We start from the raw sequence: 21,123 nt of genomic DNA, 5'->3' as shown, positions 1-21,123 counted from the left end.
GTAAAAATTCCGCACCTCGCCGCTCGATCATCGCGGCGAGATGCAGCGGGTGGCGTCAGATGTCCCAGATCACATTGATCGCGAAGTTGCGGCCCGGCTGGGTCAGGCGATCAAGGTTGGCCGGGCCGGTCACCGCGGCTTCGCCGACGCTGTCGTAGCTGCGCACGTCGTCCCAGTTCCAGTACTTCTTGTCGGTGAGGTTGTAGACGCCGCCGTTGATGGTCACGTCGTGGGAGACTTTGTAGTAAGCGCTCAGGTCGAGAATGCCGAAGCCCGGCGTCTTGAACGGGCCGCTGGTATCGCCGTCCGGGGCGTGGAAGGTGCTGCTGTCGACGCGATTCTGTTTTTTTACCAGGGTCCAGCTCAGCAGGCCGCCGTAGCTGTCCTGATCGTAGCCCAGGCCGAAGACGCCCTTGAGCGGGCTGACGCTGTTGAGCGGCTGGCCGTTGTCGTCGTTGCGGCCATGGGCGTAGGACACCGCTCCCTGGGTATAGAGGCCCTGCGGCGCACCGAAGGCGTCCAGGTTCAGGCGGCCCTTGGCTTCGGCGCTCTTGATGGTGGCGCGTTTGATATTCACCGCCTGGAACTGCTCGACGGTGCCGCCGACCACCGCGTTGTCTTCGTCGATGAAGTCGCGGTATTTGTTATAGAACACCGCGATTTCAAACGAGCCCTCGTCGAACTTGCCGCGAAGCCCGGTTTCGATGCCCTTGCTGGTTTCCGGCTTGAGGTCGGGGTTGGGCTCCACGGTGTAGCCCAGGTTGAGGTTTTCGAAGCGGCCGTACAGCGCTTTGGCGGACGGTGTGCGGAAACCTTCGGCGTATTGGCCGAACCAGGTGTATTGATCGGTCAGGGCATAGGTCAGGCCGAACTTGGGCGTGACGCGGTGCCAGGTTTTGTCCTTGCCGTCGACCGCATATTCACCGGTGGGGTTCACGGTGCTGAGGAATTCCTCGGTCAGCTTGGGCTTGAGCCGGGTGTAGTCGTAGCGTACGGCGGGCAGGAAGGTCCATTTATTCCAGCTGATCTGGTCCTGGGCGAACAGCGAATAGGTGTTGATGGTCGGGTCGGGGAAATCGCTGGATTTCTTCACGCTGTCGCCGGCCGACGGGCTGGGCGCGCCGATGGCGGTGCAGCCGCTGCCGACCGCCAGGCAGGTGGCGCTGCCTTCACGCGAACCGGTGACTTTCTGCTGCTTGAGGGTGGTGCCGTAGGTCACCTGGTGCTCGGTGTCGCCAAGGCTGAAGGCCTTGTCCAGCTGCGCATCGAAGACCCACTGCTTTTCTTCGTACAGGGTGTCGCGGGTGCGCAGTACACGACGGCCCGACTGATAGATTTCAGCGGTGGTCTGGTCGGTCTTGGCGATCTGGTAGTTGAGGCTGGTCTTGATGCGGTCGGCCATCGTCGAGTCGAGGGCGAAGCTGTTTTCCAGGCCGAAACGTTCACGGGTAATGGTGTCGTTGCCGCGACGGTCACGGTAAAGGTTGAAGCCGCGCCCACCAATGAACGGGCCGCCCACCGCGTTCTTCAGGTTGATGTCGCGATCATCCTTGTACTTCTCGTACGTCAGGCCCAGGCGGTTATCGTCGCCATAATTCCAACCCAGTTTGGCCAGCACGTTGGTAGTGCGCGCGTCTTCGGGGTTGGCGCCGGTGCGGGCCAGGCCGGTGGCGTTGTTGCCATCATAGGACTCGGTTTCGTGACCGTTGCGCTGGCTCAGGTGCAGCAAACCGTCGACGTCCTGCACACGGCCGGCTACGGTGGCGGACGTCAGCCAGCTTTCGTCGGCGGAGCTGTAGCCGGTCTTCAGGCGGGCGCCGACGTCCTGCCCGGGCTGGATGATGTCATCCGGGTCGAGGGTGAAATAGCTCACCGCGCCGCCAATGGCGCTGCTGCCGTACAGGGCCGAGGCCGGCCCGCGCAGGATCTCCACGCGCTTGACGATTTCCGGGTCGACGTAGTTGCGCCGGGTCTTGGCGTAGGGGCCGTTGAAGAAGTTGTCGGGCACTTCCACGCCGTCGACCTGGGTAAGAATGCGGTCGCCGTCGATACCGCGAATGTTGTAGCCGGCATTGCCCGAGCGCGTGCCGGCGCCGCCCACCGACACGCCCGGTTCGTAACGCACCAGTTCGCGGGTGGTGTTGACGTTCTGACGGTCCAGTTCCTGGCGGTCGTGCACGCTGACCATGCTCGGTACGCTGTCCACATCCTGCTCGGTACGGGTGGCGCTGATGGTCACCTGCTGCAGGTTGAGGGCGCCGCCGGCGGCACGTTTCTCCAGGACGATGTTGTTGTTGCCCAGCTTGCGATAGCTCAGGTTGGTCCCCACCAACAGCCGTTCCAGCGCCTTCTCCGGCGACAACGCCCCACGCACGCCAGGGGACGACACACCCTGGCCCAACTCAGCCGGCAGGCCGACTTGCCAGCCGGTCACGCCGGTGAAAGCGTTCAGCGCCGACACCAGGGGCTGCTGTTCGATGCTGAAGGTGTAGGTGCCTTGGCTGCGCGGTGCGGGTTCGGCGGCAGTGGCGGCCATTGCCGGCACGCCGGCCATCAGTATGGCGGCGGTCAGCAGAGAAAGGACGGGCGAACAAGACCGGCGGTTGAAACGAGAGGACATCGAGAGCGCTCCGGAGATACGAATCTTATAGTTGCGAACCGAACCAAATAGGAATCAGTTGCATTGGCTATAACGAGACGTATTGCCGGTCAGCATCGAGTAAAAATAATTCTCATTTAGTTCAAGATCACCAGCGCCGGGTATTCCGACAGTTTGGCCGAGGTGATGTGGGCCAGGGAACGCACCACGTCCAGCGGTTGGTCGAGTCGATAGTTACCGGTGACGGCGACACTGGCGAGCCTGTCGTTGGTGTTGACGATCCAGCCCGGGTAATAGCGACGCAGCTCCGCCAGCACTTCGCCCATCGGGCAGTTTTCGAACACCAGTCGGCCCTGGACCCAGGCCAGGTCCTTGCCGGCGTCCAGCTTGGCCGGCTGACCAAAGCCTTTGGGACCGATGCGGATACTTTCACCGGCACTCAGGCGCACCCGGGCGTCGTCGACGGTGTTGCTCAGGTCGACATCGCCGCGCTGCACTTGCACCTGGGCTTCGCCGTCGAGATAGCGCACGGCAAACGCGGTGTCACGCACGCTGGCGCGCACCGGGCCGGCGTCGATTTCCAGCGGCAGGCCACGGCTGGGGGCGATGTCGAAAAACGCTTCGCCCTGGTAGAGGCGGGCAATGCGCTGGTGGTCCTTGATGCGGCTGGAAAACGCCGAATTGGTGTTCAGCAATACGTTGGCGCCCTCGTCCAGTTGCAGGCGCTGGCGTTCACCGACCACGGTGAGGTGGTCGGCCTGCAGGCGTACCGGCAGGTTGCTGAAGCTGAACAGGCCGAGCAGCAGCACGGCGGCGGTGGCCAGGGGTTTCCAATGCGGTTTGATCCGGCGCCAGGCGCTCGGTTTGCGTGGTGCGGCCAGGGCCACGGCGGCGCTGTGTACGGGCGCGGCACCCCAGGCGGCCTGGGCTTTGCTGAAGGCGTGGGCGTGCGCGGGGTCCTCGGCCAGCCAGGCTTGGAACGCAGCTTGCTGGCCGGGTTGCGCGCACTGCAAGGCGATCAGCCAATCGAGGGCTTGGTCCATGGCCGTGTCTTGCAGCACCTCGTGAGCCAGCTCGTGGGGGCGCAGTTTATTCGGGTCCGTCACGGTGTTCCTCGGGTCTTCGCCACGTTCTATTCATTTTTCCTACAGCCTGGATCGACACCTCTGTCGGCGTGAAGCTTAAGGCTGATCCAGCCGTTCGGCCACACCTACACAGATGGCCATGATCAACTTCAGTTCCTTTTGTACGGTGCTCAAGGACACCTGCAACTGATCGGCGATTTCCTGGTAGCTGCAACCGTGCAGGCGGCTGAGGATGAAGATCCGCTGCTGGCGAGCACTCAACTGGCCCAGGCTGACGCTCAGGTGCTCGAGCAATTGCTCGGCCTGGGTCGCGTCTTCGGGTGTGCTGATCGGGGCGGCAACGCTTTGCAGGATATCCAGCGGTACATCTTCCTGCAGGGTGCGGGCCTGGATCCTGCGCGAACGCAAATGATCCAGCGCCAGGTTGCGCGCGGTCTGGTAGACGAAGGGTTCAAGGTGGTCGATCGGCCGCTCACTCAGGGCCCGGGTCACGCGCAGGTAGGTTTCCTGCAACAGGTCCTCGGCGGTGCTGTGGTTATTCACCATGCGTTGCAGCGTGCGCAGCAGAATCACCCGTTGGGTGAGAAAGACGTGGTTGAAGCGAGATTGGCTCACAGTGATACCAGACCGATTTGCAGTTAATGATAATGCTTATCATCAACTCAAATGGCAAGTGGCTTGATCGTTCCCACGCTTTGCGTGGGAATTCATCCTGTGACGCTCCGCGTCACGACCTCCGGAGCGGGACGCAGAGCGTCCGGCGTTGCATTCCCACGCAGAGCGTGGGAACGAGCAGGTCGTGTTATTCAGCGTTACACAGCGCCAGGCAGTTATCCAGCATCCGGTTCGAGAAACCCCACTCGTTGTCATACCAGGCCAGCACTTTAAGCAACTTGCCGCTCACCTTGGTGTGATTGGCATCGAAGATCGATGACAGCGGGTTATGGTTGAAGTCACTGGAAACCAGCGGCAGGGTGTTGTAGCCGAGGATTTTCGAGTGCTGGCTGGCGTGCTTCAACAGCGCGTTGACTTCATCGGCCGTGGCTTCTTTTTTCAGCTGCACGGTGAGGTCCACCAGCGACACGTTGATCACCGGCACGCGCACGGCCATGCCGGTCAGCTTGCCCGCCAGTTCCGGCAATACCAGGCCGACGGCTTCAGCGGCGCCGGTCTTGCTCGGGATCATGTTCTGGGTGGCCGAACGCGCGCGGTACGGGTCGGTGTGGTAGACGTCGGTGAGGTTCTGGTCGTTGGTGTAGGCGTGAATCGTGGTCATCAGGCCGCTTTCGATGCCCAGTTCGCGGTGCAGCACTTGGGCCACCGGCGCCAGGCAGTTGGTGGTGCACGACGCGTTGGAGATGATCTGGTGCGATTGACGCAAAATGTCATGGTTTACGCCGTAGACCACGGTCGCATCCGCGCCCTTGGCCGGGGCAGAGATGATCACCTTGCGCGCACCGGCGCTAATATGGGCGGCGGCCTTGTCACGATCGGTGAACAGGCCGGTGCATTCGAACACCACGTCAATCTTGTGCGCGGCCCACGGCAGGTCGGCCGGGTTGCGAATGGCACTCACGGCGATCCGGTCGCCATTGACGGTCAGGCTTTCCTGATCGTGGGCGACCTCTGCTTCGAATGTGCCATGCACGGTGTCATATTTGAGCAGGTGGGCATTGATCGAGCTGTCGCCCAGATCATTGATGGCGACGATCTGCAAATCCTGGCGGTAGCCTTGGGTATACAGTGCGCGCAGAACATTACGGCCGATACGGCCAAAACCGTTGATTGCGATACGTAGAGTCATTGGAAAGTGCCTATCGTCGATTTGTTGTAAGAATTACAAGATTATTCGCATAAAAATAGAAAACAAGCCTTTTTAGTGGCAATATTTTGTTCAATCTACAACGAGTGACCTGAATCAACTGGTCCGATGATCCAAACGACTGCCTGCCATCCATGCGCTGCGGGCGTTTGATCAGCATAGACACTCAGGTCGCCACATCCGTTAGCCTGGAGTTCTATACATGCATCCCCGCGTCCTTGAGGTCACCGAACGGCTTATCGCCCGCAGCCGCGCCACCCGCGAGGCTTACCTTGCGCTCATTCGCGGCGCAGCCAGCGACGGTCCGATGCGCGGCAAGCTGCAGTGCGCCAACTTCGCCCACGGCGTGGCCGGTTGCGGCACCGAAGACAAAAACAGCCTGCGCATGATGAATGCCGCCAATGTGGCAATTGTTTCTTCGTATAACGACATGCTCTCGGCGCATCAGCCGTACGAACATTTCCCTGAACAAATCAAGAAAGCCCTGCGCGAAGTCGGCTCGGTCGGCCAGTTCGCCGGCGGCACGCCCGCCATGTGCGATGGCGTGACCCAAGGCGAGCCGGGTATGGAGCTGAGCCTGCTCAGCCGTGAAGTGATCGCCATGTCCACGGCGGTCGCGCTGTCCCATAACATGTTCGACGCAGCATTAATGCTGGGCATCTGCGACAAGATCGTCCCCGGCCTGATGATGGGCGCGCTGCGCTACGGCCACCTGCCGATGATCTTCGTGCCCGGCGGGCCGATGCCGTCGGGCATCTCCAACAAGCAGAAAGCCGATGTGCGCCAGCGCTACGCCGAAGGCAAGGCCACCCGCGAAGAGCTGCTGGAATCGGAAATGAAGTCCTACCACAGCCCCGGCACCTGCACCTTTTATGGCACCGCCAACACCAACCAACTGTTGATGGAAGTGATGGGCTTGCACCTGCCGGGCGCCTCGTTCGTCAACCCGTATACGCCGCTGCGCGATGCACTCACCCGCGAGGCCGCGCACCAGGTCACACGCCTGACCAAGGCCAACGGTAATTTCACGCCGATCGGCGAGATCGTCGACGAGAAGTCACTCGTCAACTCCATCGTCGCCCTCAACGCCACGGGCGGGTCCACCAACCACACCCTGCACATGCCGGCCATCGCCATGTCGGCGGGCATCATCCTGACCTGGCAGGACATGGCCGACCTCTCCGAAGTGGTGCCGACCCTGTCGCACGTGTACCCGAACGGCAAGGCTGACATCAACCACTTCCAGGCGGCGGGCGGCATGTCGTTCCTGATCCGCGAACTGCTCGAAGCCGGCCTGCTGCACGAAGACGTCAACACCGTGGCGGGCAGGGGCTTGAGCCGTTACACCCAGGAACCGTTCCTGGTCGACGGCGAACTGATCTGGCGCGACGGCCCCATCGAAAGCCTCGATGAAACCATCCTGCGCCCCGTGGCCCGTGCGTTTTCGCCCGAAGGCGGCCTGCGGGTGATGGAAGGCAACCTCGGCCGTGGCGTGATGAAAGTCTCGGCAGTAGCGCCGGAGCACCAAGTGGTCGAAGCGCCGGCGGTGGTGTTCCAGGATCAACAGGACCTGGCCGACGCCTTCAAGGCGGGCCAGCTGGAAAAAGACTTTGTCGCGGTGATGCGCTTCCAGGGCCCGCGCTCCAACGGCATGCCCGAATTGCACAAAATGACGCCGTTCCTTGGCGTGTTGCAGGACCGTGGGTTCAAAGTCGCCCTGGTGACAGACGGGCGTATGTCCGGCGCCTCGGGTAAGATTCCCGCCGCGATCCACGTCAACCCCGAAGCCCAGAGCGGCGGGCCGCTGGCGCGGGTCCAGGATGGCGATATCATTCGCGTCGATGGCGTTACCGGCACCCTGGAGCTTAAGGTGGACGCCGAAGAATTTGCCGCGCGCACGCCGGCCACGGGCCTGCTGGGCAATAACGTGGGCGCCGGTCGCGAGTTGTTTGCATTCATGCGCTTGGCCGCAAGCTCCGCAGAGCAAGGCGCCAGCGCCTTTACCTGTGCCTTGGAGACGCTTAAGTGAAGTTAGCGCTGGTCGGTGACATCGGGGGTACCAACGCCCGTTTTGCGTTGTGGCGGGATCAGGCACTGCATTCGATCCGCGTGCAGGCCACGGTGGATCACGCAAGCCCTGAGGAGGCCATCAAGGTCTATCTCAGGGAGGTAGGCCTGGCGCTGGGTGACATTGGCGCGGTGTGCCTGTCGGTGGCCGGCCCGGTGAGCGGCGATGAATTCAAGTTCACCAACAATCACTGGCGCTTGAGCAAGACGGCTTTCTGCCAGGCGTTGCAGGTAGACGAATTGCTGCTGGTCAACGATTTCTCGGCCATGGCCCTGGGCATGACCCGCTTGCAGCCCGATGAATTTCGCGTGGTGTGCGAAGGTACCCCGGAGCCGTTGCGCCCGGCCGTGGTGATCGGCCCGGGCACCGGCCTGGGCGTCGGTACCTTGCTTGACCTCGGCGCAGGCCGTTGGGCGGCGTTGCCGGGGGAGGGTGGCCATGTCGACCTGCCCCTGAGCAGCCCGCGTGAAACCCAGTTGTGGCAACACATCTACAGCGAGATCGGCCACGTCAGCGCTGAAACCGCGTTGAGCGGTGGCGGTTTGCCGCGCCTGTACCGGGCGATTTGTGCGGTGGACGGGCACACCCCGGTGCTGCACACGCCCGAGGCCATCACGGCGGCGGGCCTGGCGGGCGATCCGGTGGCGCTGGAAGTGCTCGACCAGTTCTGCATCTGGCTGGGCCGAGTGGCCGGCAACAATGTGCTGACCACGGGCGGGCGTGGCGGTGTGTATATCGTGGGCGGGGTGATACCGAGGTTTGCCGACTTCTTTATCCGCAGCGGTTTCGCCAGGAGCTTTGCCGACAAAGGCTGCATGAGTGACTACTTCAAGGGCATCCCGGTGTGGCTGGTGACCGCGCCGTATTCCGGGTTGACCGGTGCGGGTGTGGCGCTTGAGCAGGCATTTGCTTAGGCTGTGACGGCCTCATAACAACAAGGAGGACCCCGTGAGCGTAATCAGTAAATCGATTCTCCTCGTCGACGACGACCAGGAAATCCGCGAATTGCTGCAAACCTACCTCAGTCGCGCCGGCTTCCAGGTCCGTGGCGTGGCCGATGGCGCGGGGTTCCGCCAGGCGATGAACGAGGCGCCGTGCGACCTGGTCATCCTGGACGTGATGTTGCCCGATGAAGACGGTTTCAGTCTTTGCCGCTGGATCCGCCAGCACCCGCGCCAGGCGCAGGTGCCGATCATCATGCTCACCGCCAGTTCCGACGAAGCCGACCGCGTGATCGGCCTGGAACTGGGCGCCGATGACTATATCGGCAAGCCGTTCAGCCCCCGCGAGCTGCAGGCGCGGATCAAGGCGCTGCTGCGGCGCTGCCAGTTCGGCCAGGAGCGCAGCAGTGGCGGCGAGGTGTTGGTGTTCGATGAGTGGCGCCTGGATATGATCAGCCATCGCCTGTTTCATGTGGACGGCGAAGAGGTGATCCTCTCCGGCGCCGACTTTGCCTTGCTCAAGTTGTTTCTCGACCATCCGCAACAGATCCTCGACCGCGACACCATCGGCAACGCCACCCGGGGCCGCGACCTGATGCCGCTGGACCGCATCGTCGACATGGCCGTCAGCCGTCTGCGCCAACGCCTGCGCGATACCGAAAAACCACCCCGGCTGATCCGCACCGTGCGCGGCAGCGGCTATCAACTGGCAGCCAGCGTGGTTGCCGGCAATGCCCACTGAACGCCTGCGTGAACTACGCCGGCGGATCCCGGTACCGCGTTCGCTGCTGGGGCGGATGTTACTGCTGACCCTGTTGGCGGTGCTGTTTGCCCAGGCGTTATCCAGCGTGATCTGGGTGTCGCAACTGCGCGCTACCCAGCTCGAAGGCCTGGTGACGGCTGCCCGTAGCCTGGCGCATTCGATGACCGCCAGCGTGAGTTACTTCCGTTCATTACCAGTGGCCTATCGCCCGCTGGTGCTCGACCAGTTGCGCAGCATGGGCGGCACGCGTTTTGTGGTGACCCTCAACGATCGCCCGCTGGACATGCAGGTATTGCCCGAAACCCCGCGCAAGCAGGCGGTGCTGGTAGCCGTGGACGACGTGCTGCGCCAGACCCTCGGCGCCGATGTACATATTTCGGTGGAATTCGTCAGCGCCGAAGACCTGCGCATTTTCAATGCCGGGCTTAAGCTCGACGAACTGCCGCGCTCCTGGGCTCACTACGCGTTGACCCTGGAGCCGGTCAACCCGCCGGTGCTGGTCACCCAGATCCAGCTCGCTCCCGGTGAATGGTTGTACATCGCCTCGCTGCTGCCAGAACCCTACACCAGCCTTGAAGAACAAGGCCTGCCGGCCCAGCAAGTGTGGTTTATCGTATTGACCAGCGGTTTCCTGCTGCTGTTCATCGGCCTGCTGGTGCATTGGCAGAGCCGCCCGCTCAAGCGCCTGGCGCGGGCGGCGCGGGACATGTCCCTGGGGGCGGATGTTGAGCCGGTGGCCGAAGGCGGCGGCAGTGAAGTGGTGGAAGTCGGCCGTGCGTTCAACGCCATGCGTGAGCGTATCAGCCGTTACCTGACTGAGCGCAGCCAGTTGTTCAGCGCGATTTCCCATGACTTGCGCACACCCATCACACGCCTGCGCCTGCGCGTGGAATTGCTCGAAGACGAAAACCTGCAAGCCAAATTCGGCCGCGACCTGGATGAGCTGGAATTGCTGGTCAAAGGCGCGTTGCAATGTGTGAAAGACACGGATATTCACGAGAACATCCAGCCGGTGGACCTCAACCACGTGCTCGAATGCCTGGTGGAACCCTACCTTGCGCCCAACGGCAATGGGCGAGTGACCCAGCATGGGCAGGCCCTGACCACCTATCCGGGCAAGCCGCTGGCGCTCAAGCGCTGCATCGGCAACCTGATCGACAATGCGCTGAAATACGGGCAGAACGCGCATTTGCACATCGAGGACGATGGCGCCGAGTTCGTCCTGCATGTGGACGACGAAGGCCCCGGCGTGCCGGAGCAGCGGTTGGAGCAGGTGTTCGAACCGCACTTTCGCCTGGCCGGGCAGCAGCAGGGCTATGGGCTGGGGTTGGGGATTGCACGCAATATCGCCCATAGCCATGGCGGTGAGGTGAGTTTGCAGAATTTGCGCGAGGGTGGATTGCGGGTGACCCTCCAGCTGCCCCGCGGCCTCGACTGAACATACGCAGGACCCAATGTGGGAGGGGGCTTGCTCCCGATAGCAGTGTGTCAGTCAGCTGATGTGTAGCTGATACACCGCCATCGGGAGCAAGCCCCCTCCCACATTTTGATCTTCATTGCATCAGATGCTTTGGCGTAACCGGGCCAGGTCCCGCAAAGGCGGCGCGCCAAACAACCGGCTGTACTCCCGGCTGAACTGCGACGGGCTTTCATATCCCACCCGATACCCCGCCGCCGAGGCCTCCAGCCCTTCGGCAATCATCAGCCGCCGAGCTTCCTGCAAGCGCAGTTGTTTCTGGTATTGCAACGGGCTCATGGCGGTGATCGCCTTGAAACGGTGGTGCAGGGTCGAGACGCTCAGGTTCACTTCCCGCGCCAGGTCATCGATTCGCAGCGGCTGTTCGTAGTTGCCGTTCAACCACTTGATCGCCTGGCTCACCCGGTGGCTCTGGCTGTTGGCCACGGCAATCTCATACAGGCGATAGCCTTGGGGCCCGCGCAACAAGCGGTAGAGAATTTCGCGGTTGATCAGCGGGGCGAGCATCGCGATATCTTTGGGCGTATCCAGCAGGCGGGTCAGGCGTAGCACGGCATCAAGCAACTGATGGTCGATGCGGTCGACGTACATGCCTCGGGAAGTCGGACGCGACGGCACACCCATCGGGCCGGCTTCGGCGATCAGTGCAGTGAGCTGGGCCGGGTCGATATTGATGCGCACCGACAGGTTGGGGTCTTCGGGGGTGGCGTCGATGATCCGCCCGGACACCGGCATGGCCACCGAGAAGACTAAGTAATTGAGCGGGTCGTAGGCAAAGATTTCGTCGGCCAGGCGCACTTCCTTGCTGCCACTGGCGAGGATGCACAGCGCCGGCTCCACCAGCACCGGCATGAAATCGCGCGGCGTGTTGTGGCGGTTCAGGTACAGCGAAGTGATCGCCGTGCCGTAGGAGCCATCTTCCCAGGTATGGCGGTGCACGATGCTGGCCAGTTCGGCACGCTGCTTTTCCATCTCGGCATCGAGGGGCATGGACTTGAGGTCGGGCGACGACATGGGGCGTCCTCTACACACTGGTTGAATGGTGCTCAGCTTAGTGGTGGGTATTCAAAAAGTGTTACGTCGATTCTGCACAATCCTTGCCTGATCCTGCGGCTTAGCGTGAATCAGGCAAGCAAGGAGGCTGTCATCTCCCTGAAATATGCCGTTCGGGGCTGGAATAAATCCAGCGCTGGAACGTCCTGCCTACGCTTCTCGCAGGATTGTGCAATAAGCCTGCAGGAATTGACTAACCGTGCCCACACCGGCGCCGCTATCTTTGATCCTGTGGCAACACGCCCTCACAGTGCTTGCCGAGCATCACTTCTCAACGGGAGAGTCGAACATGTCCACCCCCATTCCCGCGAGCCATATGGCCTTTGTCCGTGCCCGTACCGGGTACAGCACCGAACTCGGTGCACGCTTGAGCAGTTTGATCGAACCGGGCCGACAGGCCCAGGGTTGCCTGCAATTTACCGTGCAGCATTCCCAGACCGACCCCGATGTATGGCTGATCTCGGGCTTCTGGAGCAGCGAGCAGGCGATGAGCGCCTACTTCAATTCCCCGGCCCTGATGATCTTCACCGAGTTGCTGAACGACATGGTCGTGCGCAGCATGGACTTCCAGACCTTCACCGATGCATCCGCCGTCAAAGCCTACGGCGAGTACCTGCAACTGGCCGGCTAGAACGTTAGAATGGCCGACTTTTCATTGGCCAGGACGTTCAAACATGGCACGTAAACAATTTGCCCGCCACGAAGCCGTTTCCGCCGTAGTACCGGGAGAGGGCGGCTACAGCGCCGCCGTCGCCGTCAAGGCACTGGACGGCATGGGCGCACCGCGTTTTCACAAGATTCTCGATGGGCAGACGTTCAAGACGGCTTCCGACGCCGATGATGCGGCGGCGGTGCAGCTTGAACACTTGGTCGACGTGGACGCAGACGGTCAACTCGCCTGGGCAACTGCCTCCAACTAAAGACCACCGACGATCCAAATGTGGGAGGGGGCTTGCTCCCGATAGCGGTGTATCAGCTACACATTAGTTGACCGACACACCGCAATCGGGAGCAAGTCGAATCGTCGCACCGCCCCTCCCACAGTTTGACTGTATGTTAGTCAGGCTTTGGTGGCGCCTGGGCGGTACATCCTGAACAGCGCCTCCGGCCCCAGCTGGAAATAATCCGCCGGGCCGCCACCGCGCAAAATCGGCTCGGCGGCGGCGGTGTCGTAGATCCCGTCCTTGAGCAGCCATTTGGCGATGTGCACCGCGACCACTTCGCCCAGCACCAGCCAACTGGGTACCAACTGCTGGTCGGCGCGTTGCAGCTGGATAATCTGCGTCACCTTGCATTCGAACGACACCGGGCTCTCGCCCACCCGCGGTACGCCGACGACTTTCGACGACACCGGCGTCAGGCCAGACAACTCGAATTCATTCACGTCCGGCGAAACGGCCGCGCAACTCTGGTTCATCTGCTCGGCCAGTGGGCGGGTCGCCAGGTTCCACACAAACTCGCCGGTCTGCTCGATATTGTTCAGGCTGTCTTTGCGCCCCACGCTGGAAAATCCAATGATCGGCGGAATGTAGTTGAACGCATTGAAGAAGCTGTAGGGCGCCAGGTTCAGGCGGCCCTCGCGGTCGTGGGATGAGATCCAGCCGATCGGGCGTGGGCCGACGATGGCATTGAACGGGTCATGGGGCAGGCCGTGGCCGTTGGCGGGTTCGTAGAAGTGGATATCGTCGGACATGGGCCAGTTCTGCTCTCGGTTTCGGGGCAAACATCATACCCAATGTGGGAGGGGGCTTGCTCCCGATAGCAGGGTGTCAGTCAGTAATATATTGATTGACCCACCGCCATCGGGAGCAAGCCCCCTCCCACAGGTTTTATCTCATCATCCAGTTAGTCGGTGGTGATGCGCGAGTGTTTGCGTGTGTCCTTCATGGTCACATAGACCACCAACGACACCGCGATACACGCAGTCACATACCAGTAATAGCCGGTTTCCATGCCGATGCTCTTGAACCACAGCGCGATGTATTCAGCGGTGCCGCCGAAGATCGACACGGTGAGGGCATACGGCAGGCCTACGCCCAGGGCGCGGATTTCGGTCGGGAACAGCTCGGCTTTTACCACTGCGTTGATCGAGGTATAGCCGCTGACGATGATCAGCGCCGCCATGATCAGGAAGAACGCGCCCCACCAGCTCTGGATGGTGTGCAGGGTGGTGAGGATCGGCACCGTGAACAGAGTGCCGAGGATGCCGAAGGCGATCAGGATCGGCCGACGGCCAATCTTGTCCGACAGGCCGCCCACCAGGGGTTGCAGGCACATGAACAGGAACAGCGTCGCCGCCGAGATGGTGGTGGAGTCGGAGATGCTCATGCCGACGGTGTTCACCAGGTATTTCTGCATGTAGGTGGTGTAGGTGTAGAACGCCAGGGTGCCGCCCATGGTCAGGCCGACCACGGTGAGCAGTTCCTTGGGGTGGCGCATCAAGGTGCGCATCGCGCTTTCCTTGGCTTTTTCCTTCTTGGTGAACGACTCGGTTTCTTCCATGCCGCGCCGCAGGTACAGCGCAACCACTGCGCACAGCGCGCCGATGGCGAACGGGATGCGCCAGCCCCAGGCATACAGTTGCTCGGTGGTCAGCACTTGCTGCAGCACGATCAGCACCGCCAGGGCGATGAGCTGGCCCGAGATCAGGGTGACGTACTGGAAGCTGGAATAGAAACCACGACGCTCCTTGGTCGCCATCTCGCTGAGGTAAGTGGCGGAGGTGCCGTATTCGCCACCGACCGACAGCCCCTGCAGCAGGCGGGCAAACACCAGCAGGATGGGCGCACCGATACCGATGATTTCATAGCCTGGGCTCAGGGCAATCAACAGTGAGCCGAAGCACATCAGGTAGACCGAGGCCATCAGGGCTTTCTTGCGCCCGACCTTGTCGGCGTACAGGCCCATCAGCCAGCCGCCGATTGGGCGCATCAGGAAACCCACGGCGAAGATCGCGGCGGTATTGAGCAATTGGGCGGTGGTGTCGCCTTTGGGGAAGAAGGCTTTGGCGAAGTACAACGAGAACGCGGCGTAGACGTACCAGTCGTACCACTCGACCATGTTGCCGACGGAGCCGCTGAAGATCGATCTGATCCGGCTGCTGGTGGTGCGTGCTTTCGCCGGCGCAGCCGCCGACCCCAGAGGCAAGGTGTTGGAGTTATCCATTGAAGGATCCTTCATCTAGTTGTTTTTATGGAGCGTGCCTGAGCACTGCCTGGCTTGGGCTGTAGCAGAAGCTGTGCCAGGTAGAGGAAGGCCCGGAATAGAAGGGTTTCAAGGTTTTTTTGAGCGGAAAGTTGCTGATGGTTTTGGAGTGATGAGCGGAAATCCGCTTATGGCAGCTTGCCCCCGATGGCGATCGGAAGGCCGCTAGAGAAACATCTCCCTTGCCAACCCATGCCGCTGCATCTTTTCATTGAGAGTCCGGCGCGGCAGTTGCAGTTCGGCCAGCACCGCCTTGATATCGCCTTTATGCCGGGTCAGGGCAGCTTTCAGGCAATGCGCCTCGAAGGCTTCCTGCTGCGCCGCCAAGGATTGCCCGGCCTCGATGCCCTCCGGTTCCGGCTCGCCAAGCCCCAGCACCTGGCGTTCGGCCGCGTTGGCCAGTTCGCGTACGTTGCCTGGCCAGTCATGACTGAGCAGGCGTCCCAGCGCGGGGCCGCTCAGCGGCTCGGCGCTGCGTCCCAGGCGCTGGGCAGCGTCCTGGGCAAAATGTTCATACAGCAGCGGAATGTCTTCGCGGCGCTCGCGCAGCGGCGGCAGGCGCAGTTGCGCGACGTTGAGACGATACGCCAGGTCTTCGCGAAAGCGCCCGGCGCGGGCCTCTTCCAACAGGTCCGGCTTGGTGGCCGCGATGATGCGCAAATCCACATGAATGCTCTGATTGGAACCCAGGCGCTCCAGCTTCTGTTCTTGCAGCACGCGCAGCAGTTTTACCTGCTGGGCCAAGGGCATGCTTTCGATTTCATCGAGGAACAGCGTGCCGCCGTGGGCGTATTCCAACTTGCCGATCCGCTTGCCCTGGGCGCCGGTGAATGCGCCGCTTTCATGGCCGAACAGCTCGGCTTCGAACAGCTGCTCGGGGATCGCGGCGCAGTTGAGCGCGACAAACGGCTTTTTCGCCCGCGGGCCGAAATCATGCAGGCAGCGCGCAACCAGCTCTTTGCCGCTGCCGGTCTCACCGCGGATCAACACATTGACCGGCAGCGTCGCCAGGTCCAGCACCTGGCGTCGCAGGGTTTGCAAGCTCTTGGATACCCCGAGCAGACTGGACTCCAGCTGGGCGCGATGATCGGCTTGGCGATGCAAGCGGCGGTTTTCCAGGATCAGCCCGCGTTTATCCAATGCACGGCGCAGGCTATTGAGCAGCGCATCCGGGCTGAAGGGTTTTTCCAGGAAGTCGTAGGCGCCGTCGCGCATGGCTTCGACGGCCATCGGCACGTCGCCATGGCCAGTGAGCAGGATGACCGGCAAGTCGGCATCGCGCCGCTGCACTTCGGCCAGCAGCTCCAGGCCGCTGAGGCCGGGCATGCGCACGTCGCTCAGGATCACGCCGGGAAAGTCTCTGGGCAACTGCGCCAGGCATTCCTCGGCACGGCTGAACAACTGCACCGCAAACCCGGACAGGCTCAACCATTGTTCGACGGCCGTACGAATGCTGGCTTCGTCATCCACCACAATCACCGCGTTCAACATAGGTCGGGCGTCTCCAGCGCGACAGGCAAGGTCAGGGTAAATATCGCGCCGTCGCCCCGGTTGCCGGCGATCAGGCGTCCGCCCAGTTCATGCACGATAGCGTAGGACACGGCCAGCCCCAAGCCGAGCCCGTCACCCACCGGCTTGGTGGTGAAGAAGGGGTCGAAGACATTGTTCAAGTGTTCTTCGGCAATCCCGCCGCCGCTGTCGCTGACGCTCAGCTGCCAGAGCTGCTGGTCGGCGTGCAGGCGGATTTCCAGGCGTTTGCGCGGCTTGTCGGCCATGGCGTCGAGGGCGTTGCGCAGCAGGTTGATCAGGACCTGTTCCAGGCGGATCGCGTCGCCGCGTACCCAGGCCGGGCGGGTCAAGTCCAGCACTACGCCGATGGCTTCATCCCGCAAGCGTGCATCGAGCAGGTGCAGGGACTGGTCGACCACGGTGGCCAGGTCCAGGCGTTCGCGCAGGCCGCTTGGGCTTTTACGCGCGAAGGTCTTGAGATGGCCCGTCAGCGCGGCCATGCGGGTGAGCATGTCATCCAGTGGTGTGAGTGCCTTGTAGGCATCATCCACGCGGCCGTGGTCGAGCAACAGCCGCAGGGTCGCCAATTGCATGCGCTGGGCGGTCAGGGGTTGGTTGATTTCATGGGCGAGGGCGGCGGACATCTGCCCCAGTGCCGCCAGCTTGGCCGACTGCACCAGGCCATCCTGGGCGGTGCGCAGGGCCTGGGTGCGTTCCTCGACCAATTGCTCAAGCTCTTCACGGCTGCGTTGACGCAGGCGCGCCAGGCGCCAGCGTTGGCTCAAAAACAGCACGAGGAACACCAATGCCAGCCAGGACCCGGCGGCGGCCAGGCCGGCGTTGCGTTGGTCTTCAAACGGGAACTGGGGTTTGCGCAGCAGGTGCAGGGTCCAGCCTTCGGCTTTGAGCGGCAGCGATTCCCAGATGTAGTTGGCGTTGCCGTCGGGGCCGTTGACGCGCATCAGGTGGCTGTTGTCGTCGAAGCGCTGCAAGATGCTGGTCTCCAGCGGCTGCAGGTGTTTCTTGTCGTATTGGCGGGTGGCCTTGAGTTCGGCCAGGTCGCCGGCCGACAGCGCACGCAGGTTGCGGTAGCGCCAGCCCGGCTGGTTGGCGATGAACACGATCCCGCGCGCGTCGCTGACCAGCAGCAGGTCGTTACCCTGGGCCCATTCACGCTCAAGCTCGGGGAATTCGAGCTTGACCACCATGGCGCCGAGAAACTGCTCGTGTTCGTCGACCACGGCGCTGGAAAGAAAGTAACCCGGTATGCCGGTGGTCACCCCCACCGCGTAAAAGCGCCCGGTGCCCTGGCTCAGGGTTTGGCTGAAATACGGCCGAAACGCGTAGTTGTGCCCCACATAACTGCTGGGCAGGTTCCAGTTGCTGGCGGCCACGGCCAAGCCGGTACGGTCCATCAATTCGAGGGTGGAAGACTGGGCGGCGCCATTGATGCGTTCCAGCTTGCGGTTGAGCAGGTCCTGGGTGGTGGCGTCCAGCGGGCCTTTCAAGGCGTTGATCATCTCCGAGTCCAGCGCCAGCACGGCGGGCAGGGCACGGTAGCGTTCGATCAGGGTGTGCAGCGAGTTGGCATACAGCGCCAGCTGTTGATTGGCACGGGCGGCGTCGTCCACCAAGGCCTGGCGTTCGGCATGGCGCGTGGCCAGAGCTGCCGCCAGCAGCGCACCGGCGACGATCAGCAGGGAATAGAAGGTCAGGCGCAGGGGGCGAGGGATTGCGATCATACGAGGATGAACAGGCGCAGTGGGGGCGAGCACCATAGCATGGGCTGCCCGAAACTTGTGTGGGAGGGAGCAAGCCCCCTCCCACCTTTACTTATTGGACTTCCACCGCCAGGCTTTCACTGATCTTCTTCTGCCAGATCGCAGGACCGGTGATGTGTACGGATTCGCCCTTGCTGTCCACCGCAACGGTGACCGGCATGTCCTTCACGTCGAACTCGTAGATCGCTTCCATGCCCAGTTCGGCGAAAGCGACGACGCGCGATTTCTTGATGGCCTGCGCCACCAGGTAAGCGGCGCCGCCCACGGCCATCAGGTACACGGCCTTGTGGTCCTTGATCGCTTCGATGGCGGTCGGGCCGCGCTCGGATTTGCCGATCATGCCCAGCAGGCCGGTTTGCTCAAGGATCTGACGGGTGAACTTGTCCATCCGCGTCGCTGTGGTCGGGCCGGCCGGGCCAACCACTTCTTCGCGCACCGGATCAACCGGGCCGACGTAGTAGATGAAGCGGCCCTTGAGGTCCACCGGCAGGGTTTCGCCCTTGTTCAGCATCTCGACCATGCGCTTGTGTGCCGCGTCGCGACCCGTGAGCATCTTGCCGTTGAGCAACACGGTTTCGCCCGGCTTCCAGCTCTGCACTTCTTCGGGTGTCAGGGTATCGAGGTTGACGCGACGGGCCGATGGGCCGGCTTCCCAGACGATCTCCGGGTAGGCGTCCAGCGGTGGCGCTTCCAGCGACGCCGGGCCCGAACCGTCAAGCACGAAGTGCGCGTGGCGGGTGGCGGCGCAGTTGGGGATCATGCACACCGGCAAGGACGCGGCGTGGGTCGGGTAGTCCATGATCTTTACGTCGAGCACGGTGGTCAGGCCACCCAGGCCCTGGGCGCCGATGCCCAGTTGGTTGACCTTTTCGAACAGCTCCAGGCGCATCTCTTCGATGCGGTTCTGCGGGCCGCGCTTTTTCAGCTCGTGGATGTCGATGGATTCCATCAACACTTCCTTGGCCATCACCGCAGCTTTCTCGGCGGTGCCGCCAATGCCGATGCCGAGCATGCCCGGTGGGCACCAGCCGGCGCCCATGGTCGGAACGGTCTTGAGCACCCAGTCGACGATCGAGTCGGACGGGTTGAGCATGGCCATTTTCGACTTGTTCTCGGAACCACCGCCCTTGGCGGCCACGTCCACTTCCACGGTGTTACCCGGGACGATGGAGTAGTGGATCACCGCCGGGGTGTTGTCCTTGGTGTTCTTGCGCGCGCCTGCCGGGTCGGCAAGGATGGAAGCGCGCAGGACGTTTTCCGGCAGGTTGTAGGCGCGACGTACGCCTTCGTTGATCATGTCGTCCAGGCCCATGGTGGCGCCATCCCAACGTACATCCATGCCCACGCGCACGAACACGGTCACGATACCGGTGTCCTGGCAGATTGGCCGATGGCCGGTGGCGCACATGCGCGAGTTGATCAGGATCTGGGCGATGGAGTCACGGGCGGCCGGCGATTCTTCGCGCAGATAGGCCTCGTGCATCGCCTGGATGAAATCAACGGGGTGGTAGTAGGAAATGAATTGCAGGGCGTCGGCAACGCTCTGAATCAGGTCGTCTTGCTTGATCACGGTCATGAGTCGCGCTCCTCTATAAGGGAACATTCAATAAGGTGGCTTCAGTGAGGGTGCATCGGTCGGCTGAAACCACCTTTCCAAGGCACGCCACTGGTGCAGGCGCGACGCTAAAAAGGCGCGGCAGTATAACCCGGCACGGTGGCTGATACACCCGACTATGGTCAAACTGTCGCAGGCATGATTCCCTGTGCGCGCCCCTTGAGATTGAGTCCTTGTATGCCTGAACTGTACGTCGGCGAACGCCATTGGCCGGTGACTACCGGCAGCAACCTGCTGGACGCCTTGAACCAGGCGGGGGTGGCTGTGCCCTTCAGTTGCCGCGCCGGAAGTTGCCATGCCTGCCTGGTGCGTTGCCAGGGCGAGGTTGAAGACAAGCAACCTCAGGCGTTGAGCCCGGCGCAACGCCAGGACGGCTGGCGCCTGGCGTGCCAGTGTCGGATCAGCGGCGATCTCAAGGTGAAAGTGTTCGACCCGTTGCGCGACGGCATGGCGGCACAGGTGGTGGGTGCGGATTGGCTGAGTCCGACGGTGCTGCGCCTGCGCCTTCAACCCGAGCGTGGCCTGCGATACCGCGCCGGGCAGCATCTGGTGTTGTGGGCAGGGCAGGTGGCACGTCCGTATTCCCTGGCGAGTTTGCCCCAGCAGGACCCGTACCTGGAGTTTCATATCGATTGCCGTCAACCCGGGGCATTCAGTGATGCCGCTCGCCACTTCAAGATCGGCGATGCTTTAAACCTAGGTGAGTTACGGGGCGGGGCGCTGCAGTATGATCCCGACTGGCAAGCCCGGCCGCTGTGGCTGCTGGCCTCCGGCACTGGGCTGGGTCCGTTGTGGGGGGTGTTGCGTGAAGCGTTGCGCCAGGATCACCAAGGTGCCATCCGCGTCATTCACCTGGCTCATGATGCCCAGGCTCACTACCTGGCCGAACCCCTGACGGCGCTGGCCGCGCAGCATCAGAACCTTACGGTGGAGTTGTGGACCGCAGATGAGTTGGCCCAGGCATTGGGGCAGCTGCGGCTTATTTCGAGGCAAACGCTGGCCTTGGTCTGCGGGCATCCTGACAGCGTCGAAGCCCTTTCCAAGCGCTTGTTTCTGGAAGGACTGCCGCGCAATCAACTGCTGGCCGATGTGTTCCTGCCTCGTGGTTGAGTACTGAATCCTACCGCCGCGAGATTCGCCTTGACTGACGCCATTGCAGGCCACAGTCGACCGAGTTGTTTGAAAGGTGCACGTTCAAATGTGGGA

The 21,123-nt window shown here is 62.3% G+C and carries 17 protein-coding genes; 7 read left to right on the top strand and 10 right to left on the bottom strand.

Annotated features, from left to right (window positions below):
• Positions 1-55 precede the first annotated feature (55 nt).
• From C4J85_RS21635 to gap, 4 genes are all read right to left on the bottom strand, one after another.
• Complete coding sequence (locus C4J85_RS21635) at positions 56-2,620, bottom strand: TonB-dependent receptor (protein ID WP_124410677.1); 2,565 nt, start codon at positions 2,618-2,620, stop codon at positions 56-58.
• Positions 2,621-2,736: 116 nt separating this feature from the next.
• Positions 2,737-3,705, bottom strand: coding sequence for a FecR domain-containing protein (locus C4J85_RS21630; protein ID WP_124371725.1), 969 nt, complete (start codon positions 3,703-3,705; stop codon positions 2,737-2,739).
• A 75-nt stretch (positions 3,706-3,780) separates the two neighbouring features.
• The gene (locus C4J85_RS21625) at positions 3,781-4,299 is read right to left on the bottom strand and encodes an RNA polymerase sigma factor (protein ID WP_124368204.1); all 519 of its coding nucleotides are present in this window, start codon (positions 4,297-4,299) and stop codon (positions 3,781-3,783) included.
• A 187-nt stretch (positions 4,300-4,486) separates the two neighbouring features.
• Positions 4,487-5,488: a type I glyceraldehyde-3-phosphate dehydrogenase gene (gene gap, locus C4J85_RS21620; RefSeq protein WP_124364224.1), complete on the bottom strand. Its 1,002-nt coding sequence runs from the start codon at positions 5,486-5,488 to the stop codon at positions 4,487-4,489.
• 220 nt (positions 5,489-5,708) lie between these two features.
• On the opposite strand from gap, the gene edd reads away from it, so the two are divergent.
• From edd to C4J85_RS21600, 4 genes are read left to right on the top strand one after another with little or no spacing between them, the layout of a single operon-like run.
• A complete protein-coding gene (gene edd, locus C4J85_RS21615; RefSeq protein WP_124368203.1) occupies positions 5,709-7,535 on the top strand; it encodes a phosphogluconate dehydratase in 1,827 nt (608 codons plus the stop codon).
• The gene (locus C4J85_RS21610) at positions 7,532-8,488 is read left to right on the top strand and encodes a glucokinase (RefSeq protein WP_124368202.1); all 957 of its coding nucleotides are present in this window, start codon (positions 7,532-7,534) and stop codon (positions 8,486-8,488) included. The genes edd and C4J85_RS21610 overlap by 4 nt, the downstream gene beginning before the upstream one ends.
• A 34-nt stretch (positions 8,489-8,522) precedes the next feature.
• Entirely contained in the window at positions 8,523-9,257 is a 735-nt protein-coding gene (locus C4J85_RS21605; protein WP_124364221.1) for a response regulator, read from the top strand.
• The gene (locus C4J85_RS21600; RefSeq protein WP_124368200.1) at positions 9,247-10,716 is read left to right on the top strand and encodes an ATP-binding protein; all 1,470 of its coding nucleotides are present in this window, start codon (positions 9,247-9,249) and stop codon (positions 10,714-10,716) included. The genes C4J85_RS21605 and C4J85_RS21600 overlap by 11 nt, the downstream gene beginning before the upstream one ends.
• Before the next feature lie 123 nt (positions 10,717-10,839).
• Here C4J85_RS21600 and C4J85_RS21595 read toward each other — a convergent pair whose 3' ends face one another.
• The gene (locus C4J85_RS21595; protein WP_124368199.1) at positions 10,840-11,769 is read right to left on the bottom strand and encodes an AraC family transcriptional regulator; all 930 of its coding nucleotides are present in this window, start codon (positions 11,767-11,769) and stop codon (positions 10,840-10,842) included.
• A 328-nt stretch (positions 11,770-12,097) separates the two neighbouring features.
• On the opposite strand from C4J85_RS21595, the gene C4J85_RS21590 reads away from it, so the two are divergent.
• Positions 12,098-12,439 carry an antibiotic biosynthesis monooxygenase family protein gene (locus tag C4J85_RS21590; protein ID WP_124368198.1) on the top strand — a complete coding sequence of 114 codons (342 nt, stop codon included), beginning with the start codon at positions 12,098-12,100 and terminating at the stop codon, positions 12,437-12,439.
• A gap of 43 nt (positions 12,440-12,482) precedes the next feature.
• Positions 12,483-12,728 (top strand): hypothetical protein, encoded by a 246-nt coding sequence (locus C4J85_RS21585; protein ID WP_124410676.1) that lies wholly within the window; start codon positions 12,483-12,485, stop codon positions 12,726-12,728.
• A gap of 140 nt (positions 12,729-12,868) precedes the next feature.
• Here the strand turns inward: C4J85_RS21585 and C4J85_RS21580 are convergent, their stop codons facing one another.
• The 5 genes from C4J85_RS21580 to C4J85_RS21560 all read right to left on the bottom strand — a co-directional run bounded on the left by C4J85_RS21580 (position 12,869) and on the right by C4J85_RS21560 (position 19,878).
• Positions 12,869-13,501, bottom strand: a complete 633-nt coding sequence (locus C4J85_RS21580) for a flavin reductase family protein (RefSeq protein WP_124410675.1) — start codon at positions 13,499-13,501, stop codon at positions 12,869-12,871.
• 152 nt (positions 13,502-13,653) lie between these two features.
• The gene (locus tag C4J85_RS21575) at positions 13,654-14,973 is read right to left on the bottom strand and encodes an MFS transporter (RefSeq protein WP_124408055.1); all 1,320 of its coding nucleotides are present in this window, start codon (positions 14,971-14,973) and stop codon (positions 13,654-13,656) included.
• Positions 14,974-15,177: 204 nt separating this feature from the next.
• The gene (locus tag C4J85_RS21570; RefSeq protein ID WP_124405164.1) at positions 15,178-16,503 is read right to left on the bottom strand and encodes a sigma-54 dependent transcriptional regulator; all 1,326 of its coding nucleotides are present in this window, start codon (positions 16,501-16,503) and stop codon (positions 15,178-15,180) included.
• Complete coding sequence (locus C4J85_RS21565; RefSeq protein ID WP_124410674.1) at positions 16,497-18,263, bottom strand: ATP-binding protein; 1,767 nt, start codon at positions 18,261-18,263, stop codon at positions 16,497-16,499. The genes C4J85_RS21570 and C4J85_RS21565 overlap by 7 nt, the downstream gene beginning before the upstream one ends.
• A 91-nt stretch (positions 18,264-18,354) precedes the next feature.
• A complete protein-coding gene (locus C4J85_RS21560; protein WP_010208051.1) occupies positions 18,355-19,878 on the bottom strand; it encodes a fumarate hydratase in 1,524 nt (507 codons plus the stop codon).
• Between the two features lie 216 nt (positions 19,879-20,094).
• Here C4J85_RS21560 and C4J85_RS21555 point away from each other — a divergent pair, with 216 nt between their 5' ends.
• Positions 20,095-21,027 carry an iron-sulfur-binding ferredoxin reductase gene (locus tag C4J85_RS21555; RefSeq protein ID WP_124410673.1) on the top strand — a complete coding sequence of 311 codons (933 nt, stop codon included), beginning with the start codon at positions 20,095-20,097 and terminating at the stop codon, positions 21,025-21,027.
• The last annotated feature ends 96 nt before the right edge of the window (positions 21,028-21,123 follow it).

The organism is Pseudomonas sp. R4-34-07 (assembly GCF_003852375.1).
In the GTDB taxonomy this organism is placed as follows: domain Bacteria; phylum Pseudomonadota; class Gammaproteobacteria; order Pseudomonadales; family Pseudomonadaceae; genus Aquipseudomonas.
Note: the sequence above shows the minus strand (reverse complement) of the source record. Positions and strands in the feature narration are given on the sequence as shown.

What these genes read in the sequence shown, in the direction of transcription:
- C4J85_RS21595 (WP_124368199.1), bottom strand. Translation starts at nt 11,769, where the DNA reads ATGTCGTCGCCCGACCTCAAGTCCATGCCCCTCGATGCCGAGATGGAA.
- C4J85_RS21585 (WP_124410676.1), top strand. Translation starts at nt 12,483, where the DNA reads ATGGCACGTAAACAATTTGCCCGCCACGAAGCCGTTTCCGCCGTAGTA.
- C4J85_RS21580 (WP_124410675.1), bottom strand. Translation starts at nt 13,501, where the DNA reads ATGTCCGACGATATCCACTTCTACGAACCCGCCAACGGCCACGGCCTG.
- gap (WP_124364224.1), bottom strand. Translation starts at nt 5,488, where the DNA reads ATGACTCTACGTATCGCAATCAACGGTTTTGGCCGTATCGGCCGTAAT.
- C4J85_RS21570 (WP_124405164.1), bottom strand. Translation starts at nt 16,503, where the DNA reads ATGTTGAACGCGGTGATTGTGGTGGATGACGAAGCCAGCATTCGTACG.
- C4J85_RS21560 (WP_010208051.1), bottom strand. Translation starts at nt 19,878, where the DNA reads ATGACCGTGATCAAGCAAGACGACCTGATTCAGAGCGTTGCCGACGCC.
- edd (WP_124368203.1), top strand. Translation starts at nt 5,709, where the DNA reads ATGCATCCCCGCGTCCTTGAGGTCACCGAACGGCTTATCGCCCGCAGC.
- C4J85_RS21590 (WP_124368198.1), top strand. Translation starts at nt 12,098, where the DNA reads ATGTCCACCCCCATTCCCGCGAGCCATATGGCCTTTGTCCGTGCCCGT.
- C4J85_RS21565 (WP_124410674.1), bottom strand. Translation starts at nt 18,263, where the DNA reads ATGATCGCAATCCCTCGCCCCCTGCGCCTGACCTTCTATTCCCTGCTG.
- C4J85_RS21575 (WP_124408055.1), bottom strand. Translation starts at nt 14,973, where the DNA reads ATGGATAACTCCAACACCTTGCCTCTGGGGTCGGCGGCTGCGCCGGCG.
- C4J85_RS21600 (WP_124368200.1), top strand. Translation starts at nt 9,247, where the DNA reads ATGCCCACTGAACGCCTGCGTGAACTACGCCGGCGGATCCCGGTACCG.
- C4J85_RS21555 (WP_124410673.1), top strand. Translation starts at nt 20,095, where the DNA reads ATGCCTGAACTGTACGTCGGCGAACGCCATTGGCCGGTGACTACCGGC.
- C4J85_RS21635 (WP_124410677.1), bottom strand. Translation starts at nt 2,620, where the DNA reads ATGTCCTCTCGTTTCAACCGCCGGTCTTGTTCGCCCGTCCTTTCTCTG.